Source organism: Limnoraphis robusta CS-951 (assembly GCF_000972705.2).
The window spans coordinates 1-11249 of sequence record NZ_LATL02000282.1 but is presented as its reverse complement, the minus strand read 5'-3'; the positions used below and the strand labels follow the sequence as shown (position 1 = coordinate 11249).

Below are 11249 nucleotides of genomic sequence, written 5' to 3'. Positions count from 1 at the left end.
TAAAAACGGTAGCGATAGGCTTTCTCAGTCATGCCTCATAGTTTAACATATGTCTTGTGAAGACGTTAAACTTATTGAATAAAGCCGTCCTTTAGGGCGGGGTTTCAGACCCAAAATTTCGATGATCAATTAAACGCTCAAATTCTCCCTTGAAAATAATGCAACTGCCCACTGATTCCCAACAACTGCCTGACGCTTTACGTTCCCGACGAGAACAACTGGCAAAATTAATCGATTTTCCGGCTATTCTCTGGTCAGGAGGGTATCGTTCCCGTAATTTTCCCGCCAATACTTACCCGTTTCGCGCTAGCAGTCATTTTCTCTACTTCGCCGGACTTCCGTTAGAAAATGCTGTAATTCGCCTCGAGGGAGGTAAAATGGAGTTGTTCATCGATGAGCCGCCCCCCAGTTACGCCCTCTGGCACGGAGAAATGCCCAAACGGGAGACTATCGCAGAATCTATCGGGGCGGATGCGGCGTTTCCCCTGGCTGAGTTAGCGTCTCGGGTGGCAGGTGCAGCGACGATTTTAATTCAAGATCCGATCACTCAAACCCAACAGTTTCAACACCTTAACCGTGCAGTTCATCNTGTTCATCGATGAGCCGCCCCCCAGTTACGCCCTCTGGCACGGAGAAATGCCCAAACGGGAGACTATCGCAGAATCTATCGGGGCGGATGCGGCGTTTCCCCTGGCTGAGTTAGCGTCTCGGGTGGCAGGTGCAGCGACGATTTTAATTCAAGATCCGATCACTCAAACCCAACAGTTTCAACACCTTAACCGTGCAGTTCATCCTCCCAAAACCGCAACAGGCATTGATTTAGAACTGATAAAAGCGATTATTGCGTTACGCTTGTCTCACGATCAAGCGGCGTTAACTGAACTTCGCCAAGCCGCCAAAATTACCGTTGAAGCTCACAAAGCAGGTATGGCAGTCACTTCCAAAGCGAAAACCGAAGGGGAGGTCAGAGCCGAGATGGAAAAAGTCATAACTTCCCACAATACAGTGTGTTCTTACAATAGCATTGTCACGGTTCACGGTCAAGTGCTGCACCACGAAAAGTATTTTAACCCTCTACAAACGGGGGATTTGCTATTAGTAGATGTCGGTGCGGAGACGGCAATGGGATGGGCGGCTGATATCACTCGAACTTGGCCTGTTTCCGGTAAATTTTCCTCAACACAACGGGATATTTATGAGGTAGTTTTAGACGCCCATGATACTTGTATTGAAAAGATTAAACCGGGGGTAGAATACCGAGAAATTCATCTGTTAGCCGCTTTAAAAATTGCGGAAGGATTAGTTAATCTAGGCATATTAAAAGGTCAACCCAGCGATTTAGTCGAACAAGATGCTCATGCCTTATTTTTCCCTCATGGAATTGGTCATTTATTGGGTTTAGACGTCCATGATATGGAAGATTTAGGAGATTTAGCCGGATACGCAGAAGGAAGAATTAGAAGTGAACGGTTCGGGCTAGGATATTTGCGATTAAATCGTCCGTTACAGGCGGGAATGTTAGTCACAATAGAACCGGGTTTTTATCAAGTTCCGGCGATTTTGCAGGATGAAGAAAATCGGGAAAAATATCAAGAAGTAGTAAATTGGGAGAAGTTAAAAGAATTTGCAGATGTGCGAGGAATTCGCATCGAAGATGACGTCTTAATTACAGAAACGGGAACCGAAGTGTTAACGGCTAATTTACCCAACCAAGCCAGTCAAGTTGAAGCGTTAGTTCAGAGTCAATGATGAACTTTCAAAGAGAAACTAACCACAAAGATACAAAGACACGAAGATTTTCTCTGGGTGTCTTGGTGTCTTGGTGGTTTTTTCTCTATTTTAATTGGGGTGAGTTTCCTGGGTTTGGGTTGAATATTCTAACAAAATTGTAAAGGTTGAAGATAGCGATTTACAAATTCTCAAAAAGATTGTAAGATTAAGCAGACAGATTCCCTCAAACAAAACGGTTGAATTTTTTATTAAACGAGCGTCTACCTCTACCCCAACTTTGAATCTGTGGCTTATCGATTTTATGCCTTCAAACCAAACGGACAGTCTAACCCTGATGGTTCACCTTGTCAGGGAATTCTCTATCAAAGTTTTACAGGGCAATCATTCGCCGATAAAAATTGGCTAGAAACCCATCGATATATAGCAGGTTCAGCAAGATTACAAGGAACATCTCTATTTATTCCGTTGAACTTTTTTGAACCCAAACCCATTAGCCCCAAAAAGCAGGGGATCAGGAAATCTTTTGAAGCAATTTACGCATCTGCGGGATTAAGATGAGCCATCCGNATATAGCAGGTTCAGCAAGATTACAAGGAACATCTCTATTTATTCCGTTGAACTTTTTTGAACCCAAACCCATTAGCCCCAAAAAGCAGGGGATCAGGAAATCTTTTGAAGCAATTTACGCATCTGCGGGATTAAGATGAGCCATCCGCCAAGTGACAAAAGTTCCGATAGGACTCCAGAGAATATAGGGAAGTAAAAGAAGAGTCGCTGCTTGAGAAATCGGTAAAATACTAATGGCTAGCATCACACATAAAATCGCCCCTGTCCCGCCAATAATCGTCCCGACTTGTAGACTTCGGGTTTTACACATGACCGGAGTATAAGCCATCGTCACGACTTCAACTAACAAATATAATCCCATCAATAACCAAGTTATAATCGTTCCCGGTTCTTGTTCCCAAACAATCACCGCAGACCAACCCAAGCCAATAAAAACTATCGTCCAAATCAGAGGAATTAACCGTTCAAACACCAACCAACTCGGACGCCGTAACCGTTGAAACCATCGTAGATCATCAGATTGAAGAAAGAGATTTCCGCCTAAAGCAACCGCGAAAGCAACCCCTGCAATCACCATCCAAGACTTAATCATTCATTATCACTCCGAGCCGAATAGTTGAGCCGGAACGGGTAAACTCAGAACTAGGGAGTAAGTTCTCAATTGAGAGTTTATTTCAAATTATCCGACTGACTCATTTTAATGGGTTTAGACTTCTCCCTAGTTCTTCCTTGAGACAGATTTACCTAACCCAAACGATGAGTATTTTCCATGTGTAAACTGGAATCTTCCGAAGGAGAACCCATCAGCAAGCTCTTGTTTTTAGATTGAAACACTCCTTGAATAGCTTTCATTAAACGATTCGACCTAGCTTGACCATTAAGGGCTAACCGTTGTTGTACCTTTCTACTGAGATGTCGCATCACAGAAACATCCAACTCATCAATAAATTGATCAGCGATTTGTTCTCCCATGTAATCAATGGCTTCTGAATATTGTTCCATTAGCATCTCAATCGCTCCTGATGCTTCTTGAACCACTTTTTCTGTTTGATCCGATGAATGATTCTCTGAAGAACTATAAACCGAGTTAGAAACCGATGGATTCGGTTGAGAAATCGGTTGAGCGTTTGCAGCAGAATTCCACCCAGACGACTCATAGGAAGGACGATGCAGCCGCCGATTCACGAGCTTTTTGTATTCATCAATGCTCATTCCCAAATTGTGTAAATGATGATGAACATGATCAATTAACTCCACTTCATTCGGAGAATAAATCCCGTGATTTCCATTCAAGCCATGCAATTGCGCCCAAGTTCTTAGCGTTGCTTCATCACCAATCTGATAGCGTTCCAACAATTGAGCCATCGTTAAATTGGTTTCAGGTGTTGGTTTAAAATCACTCATTAGAACATCCTCATCTCAATAGTAGATTGCTCCCAAACACAGTTCTCAGTGATCAGTGATCCGTTCTCTACTTGGGGTTGTCCGTTGTTAGAAGTCACTGCGCGGGTGTTCATCGTTTACTCAAAAAGCAAATTACCTTGTGCTGAACGGATCACTGAAAAAGCTGTCATGTGAAAGGAAAGTTTCAGCTTTTGTATTATGCCCGATCTTCCGATTAAATGTGCGTTAAATCTTGTTGATCAAATTGCAAAAGCTGCCAATTTCAGACAACTCAAGCTAAAATTAACAATCATGTAGCCCATACAATCATCGTTCACCTCAATTACCCTATCCTTAACCGTACCATGCCGATCTACGACTATTTCTGTCCAAGCAATAACCGGAAAGTCGAAGTGATGCACAGCATTCACCAGGAAATCAAAACCTGGGGTGAAGTCTGTCAGTTAGCCCAATGTGAGTTAGGACAGACTCCAGAAGATGCGCCTGTGCGTCGTGTCTTGAGTGCGCCGATGTTGTCTGTTCCGACGACTAATAGCGATTATCGCAACGCCGGATTTACTAAACTGGTAAAACGGGATCAAGGAGTCTATGAAAACGTAACCGCAACAGATTAACAAACTCATTCACCCCACGTTAACACTTAACACTCTCGACGTGGGGCTTACACATTAGTTAACTGGCGATCGCAGCTTGCCAAACCGCATGAGCCACTTCCGGTCCAGTAATATCGTTATGGGCGCCTTCTGGGCCTGAACCTTCTCGAATAAACTCGCGACTATCAAGATTATAGATTTGACCGGGATAAAAGGGGTAGGATGAATTTTGCTCCAACATATCCATATCAACCCCCCCAAAATCATTCCCTCCGCGAGCGCCAAACGCCCCTAAAGCTCCATACATGGGAAATTGGTTAAATTCAAAGAAACTCACCGATCGCGAAAATAAGCTCGTTGCACTCGCCGCTAAGGGATACCACTTACAAACCGCCGTATCAAACTTAGAATAGGTTGTGACAATCGATCCGGAAATTTTCTTCTCCGCAATTAACGGGTAAAAATACCCTGCAACTCCAGGTGTAACCGGAATATCCCGACAATAAGACCAATGAGAAAAAGCCCCTTGAATCAAAAATAAAGAGTTCACCGGACGTTCTAACACGCCCCAATTCTTTTCTCCCGATAACATTCCCGACACCACAATACAACCAAAACTATGACCAATTAAATGAAATCGTACCTGTTCCCCGCTTACCCGTTGTAAGTTCTTCAAAAATTCATGTCCCGATCCTTCTCCAAACTGACGCGCCCGATCCTTCATTTTCCAAAATGATAAGGTTCGCAACGGCGCTAAAACACCCCCCCAACTAAACCCGCCATAACTCAAAGCCTCCTCCCTCGCCACGAGAAACGTACTGTCGGGATCAAACGGTTCTCGATCATCGGCTGGTGAAGCCCCTAAATCTTGACTGGTTAACGTTGTTTCTTGGTTGAGAATGCGGTAGGCTTGGCTGACTTCGGGTGGTAATTCCTCCGGGGCGATGTTTTGTTGGGCGGATTGTAAAATCGTTTGCAAAGCTTGTCGAGAGGCGGATGTATCGCTCAAACGGGTTGCGTACTCATTTACCAATTGATTCATGGGAGTGGCTGTAGAAGAGGCGCTAAACCCATAGGAAATCGCCGAAGCATTTACCAAGTCATAATCGCCCCAAGGTTGACTAGGCCAGTGTAACCCGACTAAAAGCGGAGAAAATCCGGGTCGAATGTCTTTAATATTCTCTAGGTCGGTTTTTTGTTCTATCATTGCCTTAATCCAACGACCATATTGACGTCGGGCTGCGGGAACATCACTACGCCATCCATGACTGATTAAAAAAACGTCAGTAATCGGTTCAGTTTTTAACACTTCAATCACCCGTTGGGTCATCTGTCCATCAGGATCGTCTTTGCGTTCTTTTCCGGTTTCATCAAAGGCTATTAGGTAATATCTAAAGTCAGTTTCAGGCACGATTTCAACAGGCATGAGTCACTCCTTGGGCTGCGATCTTGTCAAATTGGGAGTCAGTCTTGCCAAGCTGACAAAAACTGTATCCAATTTAAAGGGGTTTATGAAATATAGAATTCAGTCAATTCTCAAGGCATTCGGTGTAATTTTACTGCTAATCTTTGTGGCGATCGCTCACCCGTTCCCCGCCAGTGCCGAACCCATGTCTATTATCAGTTATAATGTTGAATCTGACGATCTCAACGATACTGATCCGCAGTTAGTGGCTGAGGATATTCGAGAAATTTCGGGGGCTGACTTGTGGGGACTTTCGGAAGTTGCAGATCAAGCGGCGGCGGATCTTTTTACGGAGGCGGTTGCTTTTCCCGGAGCGGATTTTGATTCGATCTTCGGCACAACAGGTTCATTAGATAAGCTGCAAATTATTTACAACAAAAATAAACTTCAGCTTGTCGAGAGTGAAGAACTGAATAATATTGGCGGTTCGCGATCGCCGTTAGTGGCTCATTTTAAGTTTTTACCCACAGGTCAAGAGTTCTTGTTTACGGTTAATCATTTTAACCGAGGAAGTGAGACTAAACGCAATCAACAAGCTGAAAATTTACGCAATTGGGCGCAAGCACAATCCTTACCTGTTATTGCGGTTGGCGATTATAACTTTGACTATGATTTAGTCGATAAAAAGGGGAATAAGGCTTTTGATATCTTTTTGAAAAAAGAGGTGATGACCTGGATTAAGCCAAATTGTCTGAAAACCAATTCTTGTCCGCCAACAGGAACTCAATGTGATCCAAAATATGCCAGTATTTTAGATTATGTTTTTGTGTCTCAGATGGCGAAAATTTGGCCGGCTGAATCTGATGTTTTGTTGATTCAAAAACAGGTTTGTCAAAAAGAGAAGGAAGGATTTTCTGATCATTATCCCCTGACGGCTAATTTTAGCATTCCTTAGATTTTGAATCGAATTTTTGTGCCATCGCGATCGCCATTGATTATCATAAAATCAGGCGATCGCTTTTTTGATCTTTATTAGACTGAACGGAGCGAGTCTCATCAGTTTAGTTCGGTGGTTCGGTGAATATAAGAGTCTCAACTTCTATAAGTTGATCGTAACTTTTTACAACAGGGAATGAGTCAGGAACAAGTTATGCAAATCACCGGATTATCCTTAGAAAAAATTCAGGCGTTGATTAACCATAACCGTTAATGAACTCATCCCTATCTTTCACTAATTCAACCGATCTAAGGCTCGTTTTCCTCCCCATCGTTCTACAATTTTATCATCATAATCATCAGCAATTTCTAACACTGCATTCACGGAGGCTTCTAGTTCAAGTTTATCGCAAGTTGAACCCACAATTGTATGCTCAAATACGATATCCCCCCGTTCATCCACTCCAAACGCCCCGAAACGCATATTGTGATTTTCTCGTAATAGAAAACGCATTAAGTCTGGAGTGAGTTCGGCTCCTGTTACGACATAGGATCGGGCTGTAATTATAGCATCATCTTTCCCCCAAGGAAAGACTAACACTTCCACCTGAGCCGAACCCATAAACAGAGCAAGTCCTGGAACTTCTGATTTCGGACAAGGAAATTTACCGTAAAGTTCCCGCATCCAGCGCTCAATTTTTTCGTAGCAAGCTTCTTGCTTGAGAGTCTCAAACTTCATATCTCTATTTATTGTCTTGATGCTTCTCACTCGTTTTAGCATCTTTAGAGCAGTTGTTATCAAATTTATATCATTTCTATAACTCGTCGAACAAAAATTAACGGTACTGTCTGAATTGTGATTGCATGAGAGTCAGCAAGCCAGTGGCAGGCTACCCGATGGCGAAGCAGGGATGCGATACAAAAATTATAGTATGGATTGATGAATAAAATCAAGACTAGAGTTGATATTTTTTGGTTTTTTTGTCAGTTAATTATGAGATCATTATAGAAAATAATTTGGAGTCGGTGATCAATTATTATAATAGATGTCGGTATCTAACCGAGTTCATTTATGTCTAGACCTACTTTTTATATTGCTATCACCAATCATGGATTTGGCCATGCCGTTCGTGCTGCTTCTGTCGCCGCCCAAATTCAACATCTTTGTCCAGATAGCCTGTTAATTTTAGTCACAACGGCGCCGCGTTGGTTGTTAGAATCCTATATCGAAGGTGACTTTATCTTACGTCCTCGGGCGTTTGATGTCGGGGTTATTCAGTCGGATAGTTTAACGATGAATAAAGCCGCAACTCTCGAAAAATTACAGGAAATTCGCAAACAACAAAATTCGATTATCGCCGGAGAAGTTAATTTTATCCGTCAAAATCGCGTTGATTTAGTCTTGGCGGATATTCCACCTTTAGCCGCTTCTATTGCAAAAATAGCCGGAATTCCGGGTTATATGATGAGTAACTTTGGCTGGGATTTTATCTATCGAGATTGGGGCGGAGAATTTATAGAAATCGCCGATTGGGTTGCGGATTGTTTTAGTCAATGTAATGGCTTGTTCCGGCTTCCTCTCAACGAAGAAATGAGTGCTTTTCCTAATATTACAGACGTAGGTTTAACGGGAGGAAATCCGCGTTATAATTTAGATACACTCCGAGAAGACTTTCAAATTAATACCCCACCTGAAAAAACAATTCTTTTGACATTTGGGGGATTAAGTTTAGCTAGAATTCCCTATGAAAATCTACAAAGCTTCCCAGAGTTTACCTTTATCACCTTTGATAAAAATGCGCCTAATTTACCCAATTTAATCTCAGTCCAGACTCAAAAAGCACAAGTCAACAGTTCAATCGATTATACACATATTCGCCCCGTTGACTTAATGCCTTTATGTGGACGAGTGGTTTCTAAACCGGGGTTTAGTACCTATTCAGAAGCCATGCGGTTAAATATTCCCATTGTAACTTTGTCTAGAGAAGGGTTCGCCGAAGCCCAAATTTTATTAGAAGGGTTACAAAATTATAGCTCTCATCAAATTTTAACCGATGGGGAATTTTTTGAAAGCAATTGGGAATTTATACACCAACCGTTAAACCAGCCTCGTTTGTCTGAGGTTTTGGATAAAACTGGAAGTGAAACAATAGCTAAAATGCTGGTAAATCTGGTAAAAAATGGAGTGAGATAACATCGAGTTCAAGAAGTTTAATTCCTGTAGGGGCGGGTTCTCTAAAAGCTAGAATATCAGCCCGAGATTGACATAAACCCGCCCTAGCCTGAAATTTTAGTAAATGTGGTAAAAAATGGAGTGAGATAACATCGAGTTCAAGAAGTTTAATTCCTGTAGGGGCGGGTTCTCTAAGAGCTAGAATATCAGCCCGAGATTGACATAAACCCGCCTTAATATTAGAGTTAATCTAATTTTGTAAATCGTCCCGAAAAGCACAAATAAGCCGAGAAAATGAACCTAGCCCAATATTCAGGAGTTTAGAAGATGGATGTCGAAATTTATGTTTTAGTGGATACTTCAACTGCTTTAACGAAAGTAGATGTTTTCCTTTCAGAAACCGATGCAGTTTTAGAGAAGAATAAACGGGAAAACCCGACTAAAATAGAACTGTTCAAAAAAACCATAAAAGTTTAAATTCACTAATATTTGTTGAGTTTAAAAATCAACTAAATTTAAACAGTTCTGTGCTGAGATATCTTTCCCCTCCACTGGGTTGAAACGCGACAATAAGCTGATTTTGACAGTCCAAACGCTGTCCAAGTTGTAGAGCAGTATAAACAATTGCCCCCGTTGAAATTCCACTCAAAATACCTTCTTCTGTTGCTAATTTCTGCCCAATTTCATAGGCTTGTTCTTCTGTCACCTGTACGATTTCATCAATTAAATCCGTCCGCAAAATATCAGGAATAAAACCAGCGCCAATCCCCTGAATATTATGAAGTCCCGCAGACTTCCCAATCAAAACCGCACTATTAACAGGTTCAACTGCTATAATTTTTAAGTCAGGCTTTTGTTTTTTTAGATAATATCCCGCCCCCGTTAACGTGCCTCCCGTTCCCACACCCACAACGAGAATATCAACTTTACCGTCTGTATCTTCCCAAATCTCAACGCCAGTGGTTTGATAATGAATTTTCGGGTTAGCTGGGTTGCTAAATTGTTGAGGGGAAAAAGCATGAGGAATACTCGCCAGTAATTCATTTGCTTTAGCAATAGCCCCCGCCATATCTGCTTTAGCGGGAGTGGTGATAATTTCTGCACCATAAGCCTTAACAATTTGTTGACGTTCCTGACTCATATTATCCGGCATCGTTAAAATTAACCGATAGCCTTTCGCCGCACAAACCATCGCCAAACCAATGCCTGTATTGCCAGAAGTCGCTTCAATAATTGTCGAAATACGAGGTTGAATTAATCCCGCTTTTTCCGCTTCATTCAACATACTAATCGCAATTCTATCTTTCACCGATTTTGCCGGATTTAAACTTTCTAACTTCAAAGCAATCTCAGCTACACAATTAAAATGCTGAGGCAACTTTTGTAAATAGACTAAAGGAGTATTGCCAATCGTTTCTGTAATATCAGAGTAAATTTTCATCTTCTTCTTTTACCTTATGAATAATATAGATATATTTTCAGGTCAATTGCAAATAGAAATCATAGTAGTGCAAGCGTCTCGCTTGCTGTATATATAGCGCTACTTGAATCGGGAACAGGGAACAGGGAACAGGGAACAGTAGACGGTGAAGGGGTTTTAGGATTTAGAAATGTCCTAATGTATTCGCTTACTGCTATATATGATATATGTAGCAATCAGGAATCAGTTTGGAAATTCAAGCGGGCAAGATGCCCGCACTACAAACATTATGAGATATCGAAATCTTAAACCATAAGCCGAAAACAAACCCCAACCAAAACTATCATTAACCCAATATGCGGCAGATTATTCAGCCAGGGACGACGGGTAATTTTAAGAAGGGGAAATAAACTAAAAACTAAAATAGATAACAGAGTCACCCCTTGCAGAAAAACTGCTACATCCTCACTCCAAGTTAAAGTAAACAGTCCGATACCACTATAGCCAAATGTTCGAGCAGTAACAGGTAAAAGCTGACCCGCCTCACCAATTGCAGCCGGAATATAATGCACTAAATTCACCGCCAAAACCATCGGTAAATAAGCATAAATCACCGTCGCATAATCCGGCATTTCCGCATCAAACGCTTGCGCTAACTTATGCACTCCATAGGTTACTATTGCCGGAATACTTAACAACCCTATCACAATCGGCAGACTCAGCAGTAAATGTTCAGAATCAAGCGGTAAATCCCCTAAACCCACTAAACTTAAAACCTTCTGACTGTGATGGATAAAAATTCCGCCAAACAACAATAACAGTAGGGCAATTTCGGCAGGAAATCCTTGATGATTTTCTAATAAATCTGCCGCCGGAAACCGAAAATTGAGTTGAACCGAACGATTTGGACAAGCTTTCAAACAACTCATGCACAAAACACAATCCCGGTTATCCGAAAGTTGGGCGGGATGAGAATAAAGCGGACATCCGCCCGTTGCTTGTCCCTCCATTGGCAACGCA

12 protein-coding genes and 2 pseudogenes are annotated in these 11249 nt (G+C 41.9%); 7 read left to right on the top strand and 7 right to left on the bottom strand.

All coding sequences use genetic code 11. From position 1 onward, the window contains the following. Window positions 1–158 precede the first annotated feature (158 nt). The 3 genes and pseudogenes from WN50_RS23915 to WN50_RS23905 all read left to right on the top strand — a co-directional run. Window positions 159–588 (top strand): annotated as a pseudogene (locus WN50_RS23915) (aminopeptidase P N-terminal domain-containing protein); the annotation flags it as partial. 1 nt (window position 589) lies between these two features. Then, window positions 590–1749: aminopeptidase P family protein (locus WN50_RS23910; RefSeq protein WP_049560999.1), on the top strand; the 1160-nt coding region annotated here is incomplete at its 5' end. A 267-nt stretch (window positions 1750–2016) separates the two neighbouring features. Next, the gene (locus WN50_RS23905; protein ID WP_046280516.1) at window positions 2017–2289 is read left to right on the top strand and encodes a hypothetical protein; all 273 of its coding nucleotides are present in this window, start codon (window positions 2017–2019) and stop codon (window positions 2287–2289) included. Window positions 2290–2413: 124 nt separating this feature from the next. Here WN50_RS23905 and WN50_RS23900 read toward each other — a convergent pair whose 3' ends face one another. The 3 genes from WN50_RS23900 to WN50_RS35040 form a co-directional block, all read right to left on the bottom strand. Next, window positions 2414–2890 (bottom strand): TspO/MBR family protein, encoded by a 477-nt coding sequence (locus WN50_RS23900; RefSeq protein ID WP_046280517.1) that lies wholly within the window; start codon window positions 2888–2890, stop codon window positions 2414–2416. 152 nt (window positions 2891–3042) lie between these two features. After that, window positions 3043–3702, bottom strand: coding sequence for a MerR family transcriptional regulator (locus tag WN50_RS23895; RefSeq protein ID WP_046280518.1), 660 nt, complete (start codon window positions 3700–3702; stop codon window positions 3043–3045). Window positions 3703–3941: 239 nt separating this feature from the next. Beyond that, complete coding sequence (locus WN50_RS35040) at window positions 3942–4103, bottom strand: hypothetical protein (RefSeq protein ID WP_162490189.1); 162 nt, start codon at window positions 4101–4103, stop codon at window positions 3942–3944. Here WN50_RS35040 and WN50_RS23890 point away from each other — a divergent pair. Further along, window positions 4098–4316, top strand: coding sequence for a zinc ribbon domain-containing protein (locus tag WN50_RS23890; RefSeq protein WP_235441043.1), 219 nt, complete (start codon window positions 4098–4100; stop codon window positions 4314–4316). The two genes, WN50_RS35040 and WN50_RS23890, sit on opposite strands and share 6 nt — an antisense overlap. 58 nt (window positions 4317–4374) lie before the next feature. On the opposite strand, the gene WN50_RS23885 is transcribed toward WN50_RS23890, so the two are convergent. Continuing rightward, a complete protein-coding gene (locus WN50_RS23885; RefSeq protein WP_046280520.1) occupies window positions 4375–5721 on the bottom strand; it encodes a hypothetical protein in 1347 nt (448 codons plus the stop codon). An 85-nt stretch (window positions 5722–5806) separates the two neighbouring features. Here WN50_RS23885 and WN50_RS23880 point away from each other — a divergent pair, with 85 nt between their 5' ends. Further along, window positions 5807–6655, top strand: a complete 849-nt coding sequence (locus WN50_RS23880) for an endonuclease/exonuclease/phosphatase family protein (protein WP_046280524.1) — start codon at window positions 5807–5809, stop codon at window positions 6653–6655. Window positions 6656–6931: 276 nt separating this feature from the next. On the opposite strand, the gene WN50_RS23875 is transcribed toward WN50_RS23880, so the two are convergent. Further along, window positions 6932–7375, bottom strand: coding sequence for a T3SS (YopN, CesT) and YbjN peptide-binding chaperone 1 (locus WN50_RS23875; RefSeq protein ID WP_046280521.1), 444 nt, complete (start codon window positions 7373–7375; stop codon window positions 6932–6934). 333 nt (window positions 7376–7708) lie between these two features. Between WN50_RS23875 and WN50_RS23870 the strand changes: the two genes are divergently transcribed. Both WN50_RS23870 and WN50_RS34850 read left to right on the top strand, forming a co-directional pair. Then, window positions 7709–8830: a glycosyl transferase gene (locus tag WN50_RS23870; protein WP_046280522.1), complete on the top strand. Its 1122-nt coding sequence runs from the start codon at window positions 7709–7711 to the stop codon at window positions 8828–8830. A 306-nt stretch (window positions 8831–9136) separates the two neighbouring features. Next, window positions 9137–9286, top strand: coding sequence for a hypothetical protein (locus tag WN50_RS34850; RefSeq protein ID WP_160315415.1), 150 nt, complete (start codon window positions 9137–9139; stop codon window positions 9284–9286). A gap of 28 nt (window positions 9287–9314) precedes the next feature. On the opposite strand, the gene cysK is transcribed toward WN50_RS34850, so the two are convergent. Together cysK and WN50_RS23860 are read right to left on the bottom strand one after the other, a co-directional pair. Further along, the gene (gene cysK, locus WN50_RS23865; RefSeq protein WP_046278279.1) at window positions 9315–10250 is read right to left on the bottom strand and encodes a cysteine synthase A; all 936 of its coding nucleotides are present in this window, start codon (window positions 10248–10250) and stop codon (window positions 9315–9317) included. A 284-nt stretch (window positions 10251–10534) separates the two neighbouring features. Continuing rightward, window positions 10535–11249: pseudogene (locus tag WN50_RS23860) on the bottom strand (cyclic nucleotide-binding domain-containing protein); the annotation flags it as partial.